Source organism: Pseudomonas solani, assembly GCF_026072635.1.
In the GTDB taxonomy this organism is placed as follows: domain Bacteria; phylum Pseudomonadota; class Gammaproteobacteria; order Pseudomonadales; family Pseudomonadaceae; genus Metapseudomonas; species Metapseudomonas solani.
Map to the genome: position 1 here is coordinate 5,646,636 of NZ_AP023081.1, position 18,717 is coordinate 5,665,352.

Here is an 18,717-nt window from a genome sequence, read left to right on the forward strand (position 1 = left end):
GCTCAGCATGGCCAAGCTGGCCGCGCCTTGCCACGGCGAGTCCGGCCAAAGTCCGGACGGGAAGTGAAAGGGAGGCGCTGGGCCTCCCTTGGTTCAGGCGCCCCGGGCTGAAGCCCGGGCTACATCATCACGAAAGTTCGCGGGCGAGGGTGGCCACCAGTTCGGCGGCGGGCAGTGCGCGGGCCAGGGGCGCCCCCTGGCCGGCCCATTGCACGGCGTAGTCGTCGCAACCCTTGGCCGAGGCGGCGGCGTGCAGCGCCTTGGCGGCGTCGTAGGTGATGGGGTAGTCGGGCAGGGCAGGGGCCCGGGGGTGGCCGACATCGCTGAACAGCCGGTTCGGCAGGCCCCGGGCGGCGCGGCCGGAAATGGCGGCGGTGAGGGCGGTGCGCTCGACCCGTGGGCTTTTCATGGCCTCGCGGTAGGCGGCGTTGGCGGCGGATTCCGGGCAGAGGATGAAGGCGGTGCCGAGCTGTGCGCCGCTCGCACCCAGCTGCAGGGCGGCGCGGATGCCGGCGCCGTCCATGATGCCGCCGGCGGCGATCACCGGCAGGCGGGTCTGGCTGGCCAGGGTGCGGGTGAGGGCGAAGGTGCCGATCAGCGCATCCTGCTCGGGCTCGAACACGCCGCGATGGCCGCCGGCCTCCACGCCCTGGGCGACGATGGCGTCGACCCCGGCCGCTTCGATCAGCCGTGCTTCGGCCAGGCTGGTAGCGGTGGCGAGCAGGCGGATGCCGCGAGCCTTCAACGGGTCGATCCAGCCTTGTGGCGGCAGGCCGAAGTGGAAGCTGACCACCGCCGGGGCTTCTTCCAGCAGCACCTGGAGCATGGCCGGGTCATCGAGGAAGCTGCGGTAGATCTCCCGCAGGGTGGTCGGCGGCTCGGCGTCGAATTCGGCGAACAGTGGGCGCAGGTGCTCGAGCCAGGCCTGCTCGCGCGCCGGGTCGGCCTGGGCCGGCTGGTGGCAGAAGAGGTTGACGTTGAACGGCTTGGCGGTGAGCGCGCGGGTGTCGCGGATCATCGTCCGCGCCTGCTCAGGCGTGCTGGCGCCGATGCCGATGGAGCCCAGGGCGCCGGCATTGGACACGGCGGCGGCCAGCTTCGGCGTGGAAACCCCCACCATGGGCGCCTGGATAAGGGGGATGTCGATCCCCAGCAGTTCGGTGAGCAACATGTTCGGCAGGCCTCTCGGTCGATGGTTGGCTTGACGCAAAATCTCATAAAGAGAATATTTAGATCAACTTGTTCTCCAAAAGAGATTGAAATTGGACCTGACCAGCCTCGAGATCTTCCGCGCCGTCGCCGCCGAGCAGAGCGTGACCCGTGCCGCCCAGCAGCTGCAACGGGTGCAATCGAACGTCACCACGCGCATCCAGCAACTGGAAGATGAGCTGGGCGTGCCGCTGTTCCAACGGGACGGCAAGCGCATGGCGCTGACCGACAAGGGCCGTGAATTCCTCGCCTATGCCGAACGCCTGCTGGCCCTGGCGGCGGAGGCGCGGCAAGCCATGCATCCGGACCTGGCTAGCGGCACGTTGCGCCTGGGCAGCATGGAGAGCACCGCGGCCAGCCGCTTGCCGGCGGTGCTGGCGCGCTATCACCGCGAGTGCCCGGCGGTGTCCCTGGAGGTGTCCACCGGCACCAGCCAGGCGTTGATCGAGGGGGTGCTGTCCAGCCGCCTCGATTGCGCCCTGGTGGCCCACCCCGATGCCTTGCACCGCGAAGACCTCGCCGGCCAGGCGCTGGAACGCGGCCTGTGCGCCAGCCCGGTGTTCCATGAAGAGTTGGTGATGGTGCTGCCGCCGGACCACCCGCCAGCGGCCTCGCCGGGGGACATCCGTGTCGGCACGCTGGCCTGCTTCGCCCGGGGCTGCACCTACCGCCTGCTCGCCGAGCGCTGGCTGGCCGAGCACCGTAGTGAAGGTACGCCGTTGCAGGTGCGCGAGGTGGGTTCCTACCACGCCATCCTCGCCTGCGTCAGCGCGGGGGACAGCGCCGGCATCGTGCCGCGCTCGGTGCTCGCGCTGTACCGGGAGAGCCCGGCGCTCACCGCGCTGGCGGTGATGCCGGTGGATACGCTGCTGGTCTGGCGCGAGGGCTATGCCACGGCGGCGTTCGAGCGTTTGCGCGAGTCATTGCTGGCGCGCTAGCCAGGCGGCGGGGCGCTGCACACTTGCAGCTGGCCGCTCGAGCCCATGGCGGCGCAGCCGCTCGATCGAGGGAGGCACAGGCCTCCCTGCGCGTTTGCTGCCGTTCGCCCTCAACTGGGCTGGCTCTTGCGGTACTCGGTGGTGGTGACACCGGCATAACCCCAGTTATCGGTGTCGATCTCCTCGATGACGATATGGGCGTATTCCGGTGCCTTGCCCAGGACCCGTTGCAGGGTCTCGGTGATCTCGGCGATGACCTGGGCCTTCTGTTCGCGGGTGACGCCGTCACGGGTGATACGGACATTGACGAATGGCATCTGGAGCTCCTCTGGCGGTAGCGAATGGGACCGTAGCGAATGCTGCCGGCCTGGGGACTCTAGCGGCACATGTTCCCCTTCCGTGGATGAGTGCAGGGTCGGAATTTTCAGTTATCACCCGTGAGCGGGGCTTGCTAGGCGGCCTGGCCCTTGCCGGCACGGACGTCGAAGGCACCGCCGGTGAAGTTGCCGTCGACAGTGACCTTGCGCTTGCCGGGCAGCAACGGGAACACCAGTTCGGCGAAGCGGTAGGCCTCTTCCAGGTGCGGGTAGCCGGAGAGCACGAAGCTGTCGACGCCCAGGTCGGCGTATTCCTGCAGCCGCGCGGCGACGGTCTGCGGGTCGCCCACCAGGGCCGTGCCCGCGCCGCCACGTACCAGGCCGACGCCGGCCCAGAGGTTGGGCGCCACTTCCAGGCGGTCACGCCGGCCCTGGTGCAGGGCGGCCATACGCCGCTGGCCTTCGGAGTCCATGCGCGCGTAGTTGGCCTGGGCGGCGGCGATGGTGGCGTCGTCCAGGTGGCTGATCAGCTCGTCGGCAGCGGCCCAGGCCGCCTCCTCGGTTTCCCGCACGATCACGTGCAGGCGTACGCCGAAGCGCACGGTGCGCCCATGCCTGGCCGCGCGGGCACGCACGTCGGCGATCTTCTCGGCCACCGCCGCCGGCGGCTCGCCCCAGCTCAGGTAAGCGTCCACATGCTTGGCGGCGAGCTCGTGGGCGGCCACCGAGGAGCCGCCGAAGTAGAGCGGCGGGTAGGGCTTCTGCAACGGCGGGAAGAAGTTCTGCGCGCCACGGACCTTGTGGTGCTCGCCGTCGAAGTCGACGGTTTCGCCCTGCAGCAGGCGGCGCCAGATGGTGAGGAACTCGTCCGAGGCGGCGTAGCGCGCGTCGTGGTCAAGGAACACGCCATCGGCGGCCAGCTCGGTGGCGTCGCCACCCGGCACCACGTTGAGCAGCAGGCGCCCGCCACTGGCCTGGTCGAGGCTCGCGGCCTGGCGTGCGGTGGCGGTGGGGTTGCCGAGGGTGGTGCGCAGGGCCACCAGCAGCTTGATGCGCTGGGTGACGGGCACCAGGCTGGCGGCGGTTACCCAGGGGTCGAGGCAACTGGCGCCGGTGGGGATCAGCACGCCGTCGTAGCCGAGCTGCTCCGCCGCCACGGCGATCTGCCGCATGTAGGCGTTGGTGGCCGGGCGGCCAGTCTCGGAACGGCCCAGGAAACGGGTATCGCCGGACGTCGGCAGGAACCAGAAAAGGTCGAAGCTCATGGATCAATCCTCGTTGCAGACTAGCGTCCTGCAGGGGCAGGGCGCATGAATGGGTGTGCAACGCAGGGCGGGAAGGCGCTTGCTTGGGCAAGTCTCTGTCGAGCAGTCCTTGGGGAAGAGGCGCAGAAAAGGCGCTGCCCGTCGGATCGGCTTATATCCTATTCGCTCTTATATTTCGTCGATAAATACTTTTCAGGAATATTCATGTGCCGAAAAGATTGGCAGGCCGGGATGTCCGGGATTGATTGGTCGTGGTGGCGACCTGCTCTGAGCAGGCCGTAGGGGGCAGGGCGGGGCGGGTGTGCTGGAGCCCTTTGGGCACCGCGTTCACCTGTCGGGAAGCGCTTAATGTCGAAACAGAGGTACGCAAGTCGTTCGGCATTCCCGTAAAGTCGCGGGTCGCCGAAAGAACCGTCATGGCCGAAGCCATGAAGGGCTTTCATCCTTGACGAAGAGCTGTGGTGAAGATGAACAAGCCTTTCATTTCGCTGTGCCCGGAAATCACTCGGGCCCATGCACTGACGTTGATGGACTGGTTGGAAGATGAGCGCGTCACCCGTTACCTGAGCGATTCCGATGATGTCTCACGCACCATCGAGCAGGCCATCGAGCGGACTCGAGCCCCGATCCTGACCCATCTGTTCAACCGCGACGGCCGCTTCTTCATGGCCTTCGACAGGCACGACACCCCGGTGGGCTTCGTCCGCCTCATCAAGACCGGCGCGAACTGCGAAATGGTCCTGGCCATCGGCAACCGCGGCGAATGGGGCCGTAACCTTGGCGCCCGCACCATCCGCGAGGGCATGAAGCTGGCCTTCCTCGACATGCGGGCCAAGACGCTCGTCGCCAAGATCCACCCGGACAACACGCGGTCGTTGAACGCTTTTCTGCGCAGCGGCTTCCAGCTCGAGAGCGAAACGCCGGCATTGAAGTCATTCGCCATGACGGCGGGGCGCTACCTCCAGCTGTTGCGCGAAGGGGCCCTTGGCGATTCCACCGGGATCTATATCACCGAGATCGACAAGGCCAGGCTCGAAAGCCTGATCGTGCTCGAGGAAGGGCCGGCCGTCGTGGAACTCGAACATGAGCTCGAGCGAGCCCTGGTGGTCACGCCGCAGCAGGTGGCGCGCAATGTCGTGACGATGAACTCCAGGGCCTTGCTGCGACTGGACGACGAAGAGATCGAAGTGGCCCTGGTGTATCCCGAAGACGCGAACGCCAGCGCAGGGAAGCATTCCGTGTGTTCCGACATCGGCGCCGCCATCCTCGGTTACCAGGAAGGCGATGTAATCGATTGGCGAGTGGCTGATCGGACGCGCCGGATCGAAATCAGGAAGGTGCTGTACCAGCCGGAAGCAGCGGGCGATTTCCATCTCTAGCGTTCGTCCAACTGGCGAGGATCCCAAGGACGGGAAATCGGCGATTTGATGAAGCAGGGAGGGCTGATGAGTTCATCGGCCTAACCTATTAATATGTGATTTAACATAATCTACATTATAGGTAATTTCGTATTTTCCCAGCAGGCGCCCAGGGCACAGATTTCAACGCTCAAAATGGCCACTTTCACCGTTTCGATCATTTCTGCTCCTCACTGCGTTTCGACAACCTCCATTGGTGATCTCACCACGTCGATCTGCTGATCCGATTTTCCAGGTGCGCACTTCGCCATGTCGGCTCCTTGGTTTTCAGCCGCGTCCATCGTTCGCATCTGCTGCTTCTGTAACACCCCTGAGTCAGCCGCGCTGCAACTTTCTAGAGCCATTCCTCATCAGCGCTTCGCTATCCATAACCGGATACCTGACGCTGCGTTCCACAAACGAATTCGCGCTTCACCACAGGTCCCGGATTTCGTGGCCTGCATCTGCGCCCGCCATTTCCTGATCGCCCGGGCAGCTTTCAACGCGCCGTCTTCGGTCTTTGCCGCCGCCATCCGCTTGCTTGCAAAAATAACCCCACTGTCTACGTTGCAATTACGCAGTCGCCGTAGATAAGCGAAGCCAGCCGGGCATTAGGAAGTGAAGGCTGGCGCTGTTGAGGCATGGACCTCGACAGCGATAAGGAAATCAGCCTGAGCAAAGGGATCTTGATGAAGCGCCTGATGAGTCACGTCCTCTCGCGGAGAGGACCGCTGGAACACTTCTGCCTGTCGCTTGCCCTGTTCGCGGGGTTGGTGATCATCAGCTTCCTGCTCTTCGAAGAGCAGATGCAGCACCTGCTGGAAAGCCTCGGCCAGCATCCTGCCGACCCTGTCCGCGCATTCAATCTCGCCGTCCTGCTGGTGGCGCTGCTGGCCCTCGATGTGGTGCTGCCGGTGCCGTCGAGCATGGTGTCGCTGCTGGCAGTGGCCATGCTCGGGGCCGTCGGCGGCTACCTGGTGATCTTCATCGGCCTGTGCCTGGGTTCGCTGCTGGGTTACTGGCTGGGGGCCGGGTATTTCCGCATCGCCTCCGGGCTGCTGGATATCGAGGACTGGCGCAAGGCCGGGCGCCTGGCCAACCGGCTCAACACCCTGTCGCTGATCTGCCTGCGCGGCGTGCCCGTACTGGCGGAAACCTCGGTGCTGGCCGCCGGCATGCAGCGTTACCCGCTGGGCCGTTTCCTGGTCATCACCACCCTGGCCAACGCCGGCCTGGCCCTGGTCTACAGCGCGCTGGGCAGCTACATCGCCGAGGACCAGGCCATGCTCCTGGCGGTGCTGGCCAGCATGTTGCTGCCGGCGCTGTTCCTCGCCGGGCGCGGGCTGCTGGCATGGCGGCGCGAGCGCTCTGCCGCCACAGCGAAACCGGCCCACCTGGAAGGCGCCTTCACTGTCACCTACCGCTACCCGGTGCTGTTCACCGAGCACCTGTTCGCCGTCCATAACGACTGCCTGCAGCAACAGCTGATGGCCAGCGGCAAGCGCCCGGTGACGGTCATGGTTTTCGCCGACGAGGGCCTGCTGCGCAGCAACCCGGCCCTGGAGCAGCAGATCACCCGCTACTTCCAATCCCGCGCCGACGACTTGCGCCTGCTGGCCGGGCCGGTGGCGGTGCCAGCAGGCGAAGCCTGCAAGACGCCCGAGGTTCTGCAGCGCCTCTACGGGCAGATGCTCGAACAGGGCCTGGACCGCCACTGCTACGTGCTCGCCCTGGGTGGTGGCGCTCTGCTGGATGCCGTGGGCTATGCCTGCGCCACCTTCCACCGTGGTGTGCGGCTGATCCGCATCCCCACCACCGTGCTGGCGCAGAACGACGCCGGCATCGGGGTGAAGAACGGCATCAACGCCTTCGAGCAGAAGAACCTGCTGGGGGCCTTCCAGCCCGCCGATGCGGTGATCAACGACTTCCAGCTGCTGCTCGGTCTGTCCCGGCGCGACCAGTTGGCCGGGCTGGCGGAAGCGGTCAAGGTCGCGGCCATCAAGGACGCCGCGTTCTTCGCATGGATGGAACACAACGCCGACGCCCTCGCCGCCTTCGCTCACGATCCCAGCCGCCACGCCATTCGCCGCTGCGCCGAGCTGCACCTGGAGCAGATCACCCGGGGCGGCGACCCCTTCGAGCGTGGCAACGGCCGCCCGCTGGACTATGGCCACTGGGCCGCACACAAGCTGGAAAAACTCAGCCACCATCGCCTGCGCCATGGTGAAGCGGTGGCCGTGGGTATGGCCCTGGATGCGCTGTACGCCAAGGCCCTGGGCCTGCTCGCACCCAGCGAAGCGCAACGCCTGCTGGACCTGCTGACCCGGCTCGGCTTCAACCTGTCACCCCCGGAACTGACCCTGGCCGATGACCAGGGCAACCTGCGCGTAGTGCAGGGGCTGGAGGATTTCCGCCAGCACCTGGGCGGCGAACTCTCCATCCCCATGCTGGAACGCATCGGCCACGCCGTGGACGTGCACCACATCGACATGCCCAGCATGCAGCAGGCGCTGCGCCAACTGGCCCAGCTGCAGGTCGCCGAGCCCGCCTGGACCGAGGGCTGCGCACGATGAGCCAGCCAACCCCGAGCCTGCAGACCTGGATGACCCTTGGGCGCATTTCCAACCTGCCCACGGTCTGGACCAACGCCCTGGCCGCCGCCTTGCTGGCCAGCAGTGCAAGCGCCCTCGCCCCACCCTCCCCCCTGGCCTGGGCCCTGCTCCTGGCCGCTGCCTCGGCGCTCTACCTGGCCGGCATGCTGCTCAACGACCTGATGGACGCCGACTGGGACAGCCGCCACCACAACCCCCGGCCCATCGCCCTGGGGCTGGTCACCCGGCAACAGGTGGCCCTGGCCAGCGCGGCGCTCCTGCTGCTGGCCGCCGCCGCGCTGCTGGGCCTGAGCCGGCAACTGGAGCACCCCGGCTGGCTGCTGGGCAGTGCCGCGCTGCTGCTGGGGCTGATCGTCGCCTACAACCTGCTGCACAAGCGCCACGCCCACAGCGTCTGGCTCATGGGCGGCTGCCGCGCGGCGCTCTACCTCACCGCCGCCGCCAGCCTGGCTGCACCTCCGGCGCCGCTGTGGCTCTGCGCCCTGCTGCTGGGCACCTACATCAGCGGGCTGACCTACGTGGCCCGGCAGGAACACCTCAACCAGTTGGCCAGCCTCGCCCCCGTGCTGCTCATGCTCAGCCCGCTGGCCCTGGCGGTCTATGCCCAGGGCCTGTGGTTCTGGCCGCTGCTGGCGCTCTGGCTCGGCTGGCTCGGCCTCAGCTACCGCCGCCACCTGGCGAACCCCGAGCGGCGCAACGTGCGGGCCTTCATCGGCGCCGGGCTCACCGCGTTGCCGCTGATCGACGCCATGGTCCTGGCCCTGGCCGGCCAGCCCCTGGGCAGCCTGGCCTGCGTGGGCGTGTTCCTGCTCCTGCCGCGCCTGCAGCAATGGGTGAAGCCGACATGACGACCACACTCCAACTCGGCACCGACCGCATCGCCGACCTGCGCCAGAGCCTGCTCGATGAACTGAGCGGCGCATCCCTGGACTGGTGGAACCAGGCGCAACAACGCCTCGCCGCCCAGCCCGACGCCCAGACGCTGATGCTCCTGAGCGGCCCCTGCCGCCGCCATGTCGGCGACGCGCCCATGCCCGGCCTGCCCTGGACCCGAGCCGGGCTGGCCCGTGCCCTGCTGCTCGCCCAAGCCCTGGAAGCCGACGCCGGGCCGGGCCGCGAAGCCTTGCTGCAACGCTATTTCGACTGGGGCGACGACCAGGAAAAGGCTGCCGCTCTGCGGGCCCTGGACTGGCTCGACGGCCAGGGTGCCTGCCTGGAACTGGCCCTGTTCGCCGGGCGCACCAACAGCTGCGAGGTGTTCGCCGCCCTCGCCCTGCATAACCCCTACCCCGCCCGCCACTACCCCGAGCGGGCCTTCCACCTGTTGATGCTCAAGGGCGTCGGCATGGAGCTGGACCTGCGCCAGGTCGAGGGCCTGGCCCCACGCCGTGGCCCCACGCTCAACCAACTGGCCCTGGACATGCTGGAGGAACGCCTCGCCGCCGACCGCCCCGCGCCGCCGGGCATCGCCCATCTGCTCGCCTGGCAGCAGTTGGACGCCGAACAGCTGCAACGCCTGGCCGAGCATCAGCGCCAGGGCCGCCTGCCGCCCGGCTGGCTGCCCAGTGATTTCCCGTTACGAACCTGACAAAAAAGCAAAAGGACGTCGCCATGCCCACGTATTTCGACCCGCACATCCACATGGTCAGCCGCACCACCGACGACTACCAGAACATGGCCGCCGCCGGCATTACCGGGGTGATCGAGCCGGCCTTCTGGCAAGGCCAGGCGCGCACCAGCCTGGGCAGCTTCGTGGATTACTTCGACACCCTGCTGGGCTGGGAACGCTTCCGCGCCAGCATGTTCGGCATCCACCATTTCTGCACCATCGGCCTCAACCCCAAGGAAGCCAACAACTACGGGCTGGCCAACGAGGTGCTGGACATTCTGCCCCGCTACCTGGTGAAGGACGGCGTGGTCGGCGTCGGCGAGATCGGCTACGACGACATCACCCCGGAAGAGGACCGCTTCCTCGCCCTGCAGCTGGACCTGGCCAGGCAGTTCGACCTGCCGGTCCTGGTGCACACCCCGCATCGCGACAAGATCGGCGGCACCAAGCGCACCCTGGCGGTGATCCGCGAGGTCGGCATCGCCGAAGACCGCGTGCTGATCGACCACCTCAACGAGCTGACCCTGCCCCTGGTGCTGGACAGCGACTGCTGGCGCGGGCACTCCATCTACCCCAATACCAAGATGTCCGAGCAGCGCATGGTCACCCTGCTGCAGCAGTACGGCACCGAGAAGATGGTGGTGAACAGCGCGGCCGACTGGGGCGTGAGCGACCCGCTCAAGGTGCCCAAGACGGGCGAAGCCATGCGCCAGGCAGGCTTCAGCGACGCCCAGGTGCAACAGGTGCTGTTCGACAACCCGGTGGACTTCTTTGCCCAGAGCGGCCAGCTGGATAAAACAGCCGTCGCCACCCTGCTGCCCATCGACCAGCGTCGCCAGTGGCAGGAAAACTCCGCCCTGCGTGGCCAGGAGCCCGTAGTGCGATGAGCCCCGCCATGGGATGGACCCCGACCCAGCTCGGCTACTGCGGCAACGTGCACCCGGCCCATGACCTGGCCGCCCTGCGCGCTTCCATCGCCGGGCCCTTCCAGGCCGTGCGCCGCCAACGCGGACTGCAGCGCCAGGACAGCGGCCTGTGGATCAGCGCCCGGGCCGCCGCCGAGCTGCAGCAGCCCGGCCCGCGCGCGGCGTTCCTCGCACTGTTGCAAGACTGCGGCCTGCGCCTGACCTCCCTCAACGGCTTCCCCCATGGGCGCTTCCATGGCGGCCACGTGAAGAGCGGTGTCTACCGGCCGGACTGGTCCGAATCCCCGCGCCTGGACTACAGCCTGCAACTGGCCGCGCTGCTGGCCGAGGCGCTGCCCGAGGACTGCGACCAGGGCGTGATTTCCAGCGTTCCCCTGGGCTATGCCGCCGATTGGTCGATCGAACACCTGGCCCGCGCGGAGATGCACCTGCTGCAACTGACCGAAGCCCTCGCGCAGTTGAAGCGCAGGACCGGCAAGAACATCCGCCTGTGCCTGGAAATGGAGCCCGACTGCGTGCTGGAACACACCGACCAGGCCCTGGCCTTCTTCGCCCACTGGCAGGCCCGGGACCCCAACCACGACCACCTGGCGTTGTGCTTCGACGTCTGCCACCAGGCGGTGCTGTTCGAGGACTGCCACGCGTCCCTGTCATCCCTGCGCCAGGCAGGTGTCACCATCGGCAAGATCCAGCTCTCCAACGCCCTGGTGTGCCGCCTTCCCGGGGATGAGCAACGCCGCGAGCAGGTGCTGGCCGTGCTCGGTGGTTTTGCCGAAGTCACCTACCTGCACCAGGTCAAGGCGCGCCACCGCAGCGGCCAGTTGCTGGCCTGGGCGGACCTGCCCGCCGCCCTCCTCGACCCGGCCCTGGCCGGTTGCAGCGAATTGCGCGTGCACTTCCACGTGCCGCTGTTCAGCGAGCGCTTCCAGCTGCCGGAACTCGGCGGCAGCCAGCAGGCCCTGGGCCGGGTCTTCGAATACCTGGCCCAGCACCCGGACTTCCGCCCGGCGCTGGAGGTGGAGACCTACAGCTGGATGGTGCTTCCCGAAACCCTGCGGCCCGGCTCCGAAGCCGCCCTGGCGAGCGGCATCGCCGCCGAGCTGGACTGGGTGCAGGCACAGCTGCAACGGCATGGCGCCCTCGCCTGCGAGCCGCTGCGGGAGGTACGACATGCTTGAGCCCAGGCCCCTTCTGCTGGTCGATGTGGTCGGCCTCACGCCCGCCCTGCTGGGCGAGAACACGCCGCACATCAACGCCCTGCTCGGCCGTGGCCGCATGGCCTGCATGCAGCCGGTGTTCCCGGCGGTCACCACCACGGTGCAGTCGTCCATGCTCACCGGGCTGCCGCCTTCCGGGCACGGCATCGTCGGCAACGGCTGGTACTTCCGCGACCAGGCCGAGGTGCGCTTCTGGCTGCAGCCCAATGCCCTGGTCCAGGGCGAGAAGGTCTGGGAGGTGCTGGCCCGGGAGCTGCCCGGCTTCCGCTGCAGCCAGCTGTTCTGGTGGTACAACATTTACGCCGATGTCGGCGCCTCCATCACCCCGCGCCCCCACTACCCCGCCGACGGGCGCAAGGAATTCGGCCTCTACTCCGCCCCGATGGCCTGCACCAGGCGATCGAGCAGCGCATCGGCACCTTCCCCTTCCAGCACTTCTGGGGGCCGGCCGCGGGCATCGGCTCCAGCCGCTGGATAGTCGACTGCGCCATGGCCGAGTTCGAGATCAACCGCCCGCACCTGCAGCTGGTCTACCTGCCGCACCTGGATTACGACCTGCAGCGCCTGGGCCCCGACCACCCCGGCATCGCCGCCGAGGTGCGGGCCATCGATGCCGAGGTCGGCCGCCTGCTGGCCTTCGCCCAGGAGCGTGGCGCCGCGGTGATGCTGGTGTCCGAATACGGCATCGAGGCGGTGCAGCGCTCCATCTCCATCAACCGCCTGCTGCGCGCCGACGGCTGGCTGCAGGTGCGCCAGTCCCTCGGCTGGGAGCTGCTGGACCCGGGCGCCAGCGCCGCCTTCGCGGTGGCCGACCACCAGGTCGCGCACATCTACCTGCGCCGCGAACAGGACCTGCCCAGGGTGCGCACGCTGCTGGAATGCGAACCGGGCATCGAACGGGTGCTGGACCGTGCCCAGCAGCGCGCCTGGCAGCTGGAGCACCCGCGCAGCGGCGACCTGGTGGCGATCGCCGCCCCCGGGCACTGGTTCGACTACCAGTACTGGTTCGACGACGACAAGGCGCCCGACTTCGCCCGCACCGTGGACATCCACCGCAAGCCCGGCTACGACCCGCTGGAGCTGTTCATCGACCCTGCCATCACCCTGCCGAAACTCCGGGTGGCGCGGCGCCTGCTGCGCAAGAAACTGGGGTTCCGCTACTACATGGACCTGATCCCGCTGGACACCCGCCTGGTACGCGGGAGCCACGGCCGCCTTCCCCGCAGCGACCAGGATGGCCCGCTGCTCATCACCGATTGCGACTTGCCTTTACCGGACCGGCTGCCGGTCACCGCGGTAAAACAGTTGCTCCTGCAGTACTTCCTGGGGCACCGAACTCTCGACAAGGCCATAGCCAAGGAGACCCCATGCAACGAGCCCTCCCCCTTGCAGTACTGAGCGCCCTGGCCGGATTGGCCCAGGCCCAGAGCCAACCCGCCTTCGACTGCACCGCCTTCTTCGAGTACGGAGGCAAGCCCGAAGAGGTGCGCAAGGCATTCGAACAATCCCCCGAGACGATGGCCTGGAACTGGTTCACCTGCCTCAACCAGCCGGAGATCAAGGGCAGCACCGATCGCGTCTGGGAGGGCCTCAAGCCCACCGACCAGGTCTTCCTGCCCGACGGCAGCCAGCCGTTGCCCTATGAACAGCGCGAGCCCACGCCGGTCGCGGTGATCAAGGCCGCGCAGGCCATGGGCATGGACACCACGCGCACCTTCCACAACCTCGACAGCACCCAGCAGGTCGACGGCCTGATCCTGGAGATGGGCGGCAATGTGCCGGCGGCGCAGAGGGGCCAGCCGGTGCGCTTCCAGTTGCTGATGGGCAGGGACACCTTCGGCTACATCGTCGACAAGGGGGTCTACAACGTCGACGGCCAGGCCGCGCTCACCGGCAACCTGGCCTTTCCCGCCGCCGCCTGGGAGCTGAAGACCTCATGGATCTGGATCGGCAACGACCAGGCCTTCATGAAGACCCTGGCCAACGACGGCTACTACATCGCCCAGGCCTACTACCTGCAGAACGGCAGCCAGTACCAGGTGGGCTACGCGGCCCTGAGCGGCATGCACGTGATCAACAAGCTCACCCAGGACTGGGCCTGGACCACCTTCGAAAACCGCAACAACAGCAAGTACACCGTCACCAACGACATCCCGCCCAAACCCATGACCAACAGCACCGGGCCCACCAGCGCCGCGCAACCGGTCAACGCCAGCTTCCAGTCGCAGTACCCGGCCCTCGCCCAGTACGAGCTGATCGGCGTGCAGCACACGGCGGGCGGTGCACCCAAGCTGCTGGCCAACTCCCAGCTGGAGTCGGCCTTCCAGAGCCAGTCCTCGTGCCTCGCCTGCCACGACACCGCGGCCTATTCGGCGAAGAAGGGCTACTTCAACTTCGCGCTGCCGCAGCAGGACGGGATCGTCTACCCCACCGAGCCGCTGCCGGATTCGGCCTTCGCCGGCTACAACAAACTGGACTTCGTCTGGTCGCTGAAACGCGCCCAGTGGAAGCGTCAAGGAGTACAGCAATGAGCGTCTTGAACTTCCCCCGCCTCTACCTCAACGGGCATTTCTTCTGGAACCCGCCGACGGCCAACAACAACGACATCTACCCGCTCTACGACGCGGCGAAGATGGACCTGAACTGGCCCTTCCTGGAGAGCTTCGGCATCAACCCCGCCAACGCGCGGGACAAGGTGCTGCCCTGGATGATCGCCCCGCTGCCCGAGGCCCAGGTGCCGGACTACGTGCTGCAGGTGCCCAACAACAGCGCCAACAGCGGCCTGCCGCAGATCCCCGCGGAATGGGACCTGTTCGGCGACAACGCCTGCGGCACCGTGGACTACAACGACATCCGCTCGCTCATCATCGGCGGCGAACTGCAGGCCAACAGCTACATCGAGCAAGACCCCATCGTGGGCAAGGGCTTCCAGTTGCTGGGCAACCCCTTCGGCAGCGACAAGCCCACCCCGGCGCGCTTCGTCGACATCAGCCCCTGGCAGAACACCTTCACCGCGCTGTACTTCGACCGCCTGGTACTGGGCGACGCCACCTGCGGCCTCACGGCCAAGCGCGCCTACCGCATGCTCGACCGCTTCCTCAACTTCAACTGGGGGGCCGTGCAGGGCCTGAACACGGTCACCACCACCTGGCAGACCTGCTTCCCCCGCGAGAACCTGCAGTGGCAACTGGGCGACTCGGCCCTGCTCAAGGCCCTGCAGCAACAGATGGAGGCGCAGAACGCCAAGGGCCTGATGTTCCGCTTCACCACCTACCTGACCTACTACGACCGCAACGGCATCTTCAACGACTACCCGAAGGTGGTGACCCGTACCGACGGGCCCGGCTGCAAGACCTGCGCGACCGATCCCCAGTGCGCTGACTGCCAGCAGTGCCTGAAGGCCCTGGCCGTGCAGCAGCAGGCGCTGCAGGACATGTACCAGAAGGGGCTGGACAACGTCGCCGACATCTTCTTCAACCCGGCCTACAGTCGCACCGCCGGCGTGCTGGGCCTGTGGTTCGCCGATGAGTACCCCACGGCCCCTGCCGGTCGCCGGCTGGAGCCGGTCGGCGACTTCCCGATCCCGGGGGGCAGACCGGGAGCGACTATCCAGTTGGGGGTGATCTCCGCCCAGGCCCAGGGCGACCTGCTGTCCCTGGACCTCGGTACCGGCTTTCCCTTCCAGCCGTTGAAAGCGACCGAGGCGACCGTGCCGGAGTGCGAGAAGCTCCAGCTGGGCGATTTCCAGGTCGGCATCCAGCAGAACGGCCAGTTCCAGCCCCTGGCCGACCTCGCCTACGCCCAGTACGCCCAGGCCGCCTTCGACAAGCGTGCAGGCCTGGTGGACCTGCCCGTGAAGGATGCCGTGGCCAGGACCCAGGCCGGCACCCTGGCCCTGCAGACCCAGGGCGCCAGCCCGATGCTCGCCGCCCAGCAGCAGATGTGGACCGCCGAAGTGATCGAGAGCGGCACCTTCATCGACGTCGGGGACACCCGCGTCCTGCAGATCATGGTGCAGTACGACGGCCTGCCCGCACCGGCCGGCACCACCTTGTGGGTGGCGGAATACAACAACCCCTACATGCTGACCACCAGCAGTTACTTCCTGGCCTTCGGCAATGACGTGGATTTCGGGCTGATCGCAGACGACCCCGCGAACCGCAACAAGAACGCCACCCTGCTGCCACAGTTCGCCGGCACCCAGGCGCCGGCGAGCCTGGTCAGCGAGGGCGCCGGCCGCAGCCTGCAGCACATGCTGCCGGCGGGCGACACCCCGACGGCCACGATCAACTACCAGCACGTCAAGGCCACCCCGGCCGGCGTCAGCCTGGCGCCCTGCCTGCAGTTCGTCCCGTCCATCCCGCGCACGGGCGTGCTGGGTAACGGCGCCACGGTGGACTACAGCCTCACGCAGATCACCACCGACGCCAACGGCATCGCCCAGGTAACGGTCAAGGCCATCGCCGCCGGCTTCCCGACCCTGCGCTTCTTCGTCCAGGACGGCCCCGGTGCAGCGCCTGCGGTGCCCTTCAGCTTCGACTATCCGACCGCCTACACCGACTTCCTCGCACCCCTGCGGGTGCTGCCGGACGAGCCCGGGCTGATGGGCGAATTCGTCGCGGCCTGGAACAAGGTGTGCATCCAACAGGATGCGCGGGTGCAGATCTGGGAGGGCTTCATCTACCCGCGCATCTTCGAGCCGTTCTATTACCTCTACCCGATCATGGACAAGTACATGCCGCTGAACTCCCTGCAGCGCATCGAGGGCGCCATCGACCAGTTGATCCGCCTGGTCAGCAAGCCCTACCAGGAGGAAAGCACCCTGGCCATGCCCATCACCCGCGACCTGCCGCAGAGCCGGCGCGCGGTGCTGGAACGCTGGGCCAACGAGCTGGTGAAGCTCAACTACCCGCCCCGGCCCCTGACCTGAACCGTCGTAGACCTGGAACCCGCAGGCGGGCCGGCACCGCTCGCCCGCCCTGCCCGTTACGAAGGAGTGTCCCCATGAAGAAAGCCCGTCTGCTCGCCTGGCTGCTGCCCCTCGCACTGCTCGGCCAACCTGCCCTCGCCGCCGATGACGAAGGCGACGTGTTCTTCACCAACGGCGTGCACAACACCCTCGGTTGCGACGCCAGCAACGGCAACTGCATCGCCGAGCGCAAGCCCGGCGAGCCCAGCGATCCGTTCTTCCCCGCCACCTGGATCAGCGACTGGACCATGTTCCGCGTCACCCAGAACTACGAGAAGAACCCGCCGCCCTACAGCAACCCGCCCAGCACCCTGAAGCCGGCCGACTACACCGTCTCCAAGGGCACCAGCTACTACGACACCACCTACATCCCCGCCGATGGCGACGGCTACGGCGCGATGATGGAGCACTACGAGAAGTACTGCCTGCCGATCTTCCCGATCAAGGACAACAACTACACCTGCTCCTTCGTCTCCCTGGGCAACAAGGCGTTCTTCCTCACCTACGAGGACCGGCCCAAGGACATGCCCGAGTGCTGCTCCTTCTCGCCCATGAACCACCCGGCACGCCAGGACTTCGTCCAGCACCTGCCCTACAGCCCGGCCCGCAGCCAGAACCTGGGCGGCAGCGTGCAGGCCTATGCGCTGGACGTGCAGTCGCCCCAGGGGCCGATCCTGTTCGGCTACGCCTTCCACAAGGACGCCACCCGCGCAGGGCCTGGCCAGCCGCTGTTCCGCCACCCGCAGTCGTTCTACTTCTCCGGGGACGCCAGCGTCGCCAACGCGCCCATCGTCAGCCAGAACTACGTCAACTTCCGCACCGACAAGCCGGACCCGGCGCAGACCTGGGACCAGGTGGCCAAGAAGTGCCCGGTGAACCCGCAGCCCTGCCAGTTGTTCAACCCGCCGGCGTCCCAGGACAACGGCGCCGAGGCGCAGTGGAACAAGCTCCAGTCCCGCAAGCCCTGACCGGCAAGGAGAGCCGCCATGAATCCAAGTTTCCGCCTCACCGGGCTGGCACTGCTGGCCCTCGCCTGCGCCAGCTGCAACCTGCGCGAGCAATCACCAGTCCCCACCACGCCCGCACCGACCAACGCACAGTGCCAGCCCCCCACCACCGCCCCGGCCGCCAACGCCAGCCAGCAAGCCTTCGATGACTACAGCTGGCGACTGTTCATCGCCCTCAACTGGCCCGCCATGGCCGGCCAGCGCGGGCAGCCGGACTGCAGCCAGCCCCTCGGCGGGGCCGGCCCCAGGGTCTGGCAGAGCTACAAGACAGTGAGCGAGATCTTCCTGCCCAATGGTGCCAACCCCGGTCCCTGGAATTCGCCGCTGGGCACGCGCAGCCTCGGCATCATCAACATCGCCGCCTTGAAGAACACCTCGGTGGTGCAGGCCGTGGACCAGGCCGTCGGCGGCTGGCTCATCGACCAGAAGGGCAACCCCACCTACTACGACATCTCCGCCAACCAGGCCTCCTACGACTACATCGTGCAGAACGGCTTCTACAACGCCAACACCGTGTCCAGGGCGCAGAACATCGCCTTCCCGGCCCAGGCCACCGAGGTCAAGGCCGCCTGGCGGGTGCTCACCAGCCAGGACGACGCCAGCCGCTACCTGACCACCCAGGCCCAGGTGGCGCAGTTCAATGCCCAGGGCCAGCCCACCGGCAGCACGGCCCCGGCCACATTGGGGCTGGTGGGCCTGCACATCATCGTCAAGGCGCCGGGCTACCCGCAGTGGATCTGGTCCACCTTCGAGCAGGTGGACAACGTCCCGGGTTCCTCTGCCGGCAACGGCACCTACAGCTACTACAACGCCAGCGCGCCGGCGGCCAGCGTCAACCAGTCGCCCTGCAACTGGCAGCAGCAGGGCAGCCAACTGGTGTGCACGCCCAAGCCCGGCGCCACCTTCCAGACCCCGGACCCGCTCAGCCGCGTCACCCCCATTGCCAGCACCACGGCCGCCGTCAACGGCCTCTACCAGCAGAACCTCGGCAGCAACGTGCTGCGCTACTACCAGTTGGTCACCACCCAGCGCCCGCTGATGCCGGACAACCCCAGCAACCCGCTGGGCCAGCCGACTCCGGCGCTGTCCGCCAACGTCACCATGGAGAGCTACATCCAGCCCAACAGCAGCTGCATGAATTGCCACTCCATGGCCACGCCGGTGCACAGCCCCTACAAATCGGACTTCTCCTACCTGTTCAAATTCGCCAAGGCGCCGGCAACGGCACCCCACAAGGACGAGGAATGACCC

14 protein-coding genes and 1 pseudogene are annotated in these 18,717 nt (G+C 67.3%); 12 read left to right on the forward strand and 3 right to left on the reverse strand.

The window, feature by feature from the left end; all coding sequences use genetic code 11:
* Positions 1–127 precede the first annotated feature (127 nt).
* On the reverse strand, positions 128–1,171 hold the full coding sequence (locus PSm6_RS25485; protein WP_043245890.1) for an NAD(P)H-dependent flavin oxidoreductase: 1,044 nt from the start codon (positions 1,169–1,171) through the stop codon (positions 128–130).
* 91 nt (positions 1,172–1,262) lie between these two features.
* On the opposite strand from PSm6_RS25485, the gene PSm6_RS25490 reads away from it, so the two are divergent.
* Positions 1,263–2,147: a LysR family transcriptional regulator gene (locus PSm6_RS25490; protein ID WP_043245889.1), complete on the forward strand. Its 885-nt coding sequence runs from the start codon at positions 1,263–1,265 to the stop codon at positions 2,145–2,147.
* Positions 2,148–2,257: 110 nt separating this feature from the next.
* Here the strand turns inward: PSm6_RS25490 and PSm6_RS25495 are convergent, their stop codons facing one another.
* Together PSm6_RS25495 and ssuD are read right to left on the reverse strand one after the other, a co-directional pair.
* Complete coding sequence (locus tag PSm6_RS25495) at positions 2,258–2,464, reverse strand: tautomerase family protein (RefSeq protein ID WP_265168579.1); 207 nt, start codon at positions 2,462–2,464, stop codon at positions 2,258–2,260.
* 134 nt (positions 2,465–2,598) lie between these two features.
* Complete coding sequence (ssuD, locus tag PSm6_RS25500) at positions 2,599–3,729, reverse strand: FMNH2-dependent alkanesulfonate monooxygenase (RefSeq protein WP_265168581.1); 1,131 nt, start codon at positions 3,727–3,729, stop codon at positions 2,599–2,601.
* Between the two features lie 467 nt (positions 3,730–4,196).
* On the opposite strand from ssuD, the gene PSm6_RS25505 reads away from it, so the two are divergent.
* From PSm6_RS25505 to PSm6_RS25555, 11 genes and pseudogenes are all read left to right on the forward strand, one after another.
* The gene (locus tag PSm6_RS25505; RefSeq protein WP_265170572.1) at positions 4,197–5,108 is read left to right on the forward strand and encodes a bifunctional GNAT family N-acetyltransferase/nucleoside diphosphate kinase regulator; all 912 of its coding nucleotides are present in this window, start codon (positions 4,197–4,199) and stop codon (positions 5,106–5,108) included.
* 707 nt (positions 5,109–5,815) lie between these two features.
* Positions 5,816–7,699, forward strand: coding sequence for a 3-dehydroquinate synthase (locus PSm6_RS25510; protein ID WP_265168583.1), 1,884 nt, complete (start codon positions 5,816–5,818; stop codon positions 7,697–7,699).
* Positions 7,696–8,586: a UbiA family prenyltransferase gene (locus tag PSm6_RS25515; RefSeq protein WP_021221922.1), complete on the forward strand. Its 891-nt coding sequence runs from the start codon at positions 7,696–7,698 to the stop codon at positions 8,584–8,586. Before PSm6_RS25510 ends, PSm6_RS25515 begins: the two co-directional genes overlap by 4 nt.
* The gene (locus tag PSm6_RS25520; RefSeq protein ID WP_043242865.1) at positions 8,583–9,326 is read left to right on the forward strand and encodes an EboA domain-containing protein; all 744 of its coding nucleotides are present in this window, start codon (positions 8,583–8,585) and stop codon (positions 9,324–9,326) included. The genes PSm6_RS25515 and PSm6_RS25520 overlap by 4 nt, the downstream gene beginning before the upstream one ends.
* 23 nt (positions 9,327–9,349) lie before the next feature.
* Positions 9,350–10,234, forward strand: coding sequence for a TatD family hydrolase (locus PSm6_RS25525; RefSeq protein ID WP_021221920.1), 885 nt, complete (start codon positions 9,350–9,352; stop codon positions 10,232–10,234).
* Positions 10,231–11,451 carry a metabolite traffic protein EboE gene (gene eboE, locus PSm6_RS25530; RefSeq protein ID WP_265168587.1) on the forward strand — a complete coding sequence of 407 codons (1,221 nt, stop codon included), beginning with the start codon at positions 10,231–10,233 and terminating at the stop codon, positions 11,449–11,451. Before PSm6_RS25525 ends, eboE begins: the two co-directional genes overlap by 4 nt.
* Positions 11,444–12,888, forward strand: a pseudogene (locus PSm6_RS25535) (alkaline phosphatase family protein). The gene eboE and the pseudogene PSm6_RS25535 overlap by 8 nt, the downstream one beginning before the upstream one ends.
* Complete coding sequence (locus PSm6_RS25540) at positions 12,858–14,021, forward strand: hypothetical protein (RefSeq protein ID WP_265168588.1); 1,164 nt, start codon at positions 12,858–12,860, stop codon at positions 14,019–14,021. The pseudogene PSm6_RS25535 and the gene PSm6_RS25540 overlap by 31 nt, the downstream one beginning before the upstream one ends.
* On the forward strand, positions 14,018–16,420 hold the full coding sequence (locus tag PSm6_RS25545) for a hypothetical protein (protein WP_265168589.1): 2,403 nt from the start codon (positions 14,018–14,020) through the stop codon (positions 16,418–16,420). Before PSm6_RS25540 ends, PSm6_RS25545 begins: the two co-directional genes overlap by 4 nt.
* 74 nt (positions 16,421–16,494) lie before the next feature.
* Positions 16,495–17,427, forward strand: a complete 933-nt coding sequence (locus PSm6_RS25550; RefSeq protein ID WP_265168590.1) for a hypothetical protein — start codon at positions 16,495–16,497, stop codon at positions 17,425–17,427.
* Positions 17,428–17,445: 18 nt separating this feature from the next.
* The gene (locus PSm6_RS25555; protein WP_265168592.1) at positions 17,446–18,714 is read left to right on the forward strand and encodes a hypothetical protein; all 1,269 of its coding nucleotides are present in this window, start codon (positions 17,446–17,448) and stop codon (positions 18,712–18,714) included.
* The last annotated feature ends 3 nt before the right edge of the window (positions 18,715–18,717 follow it).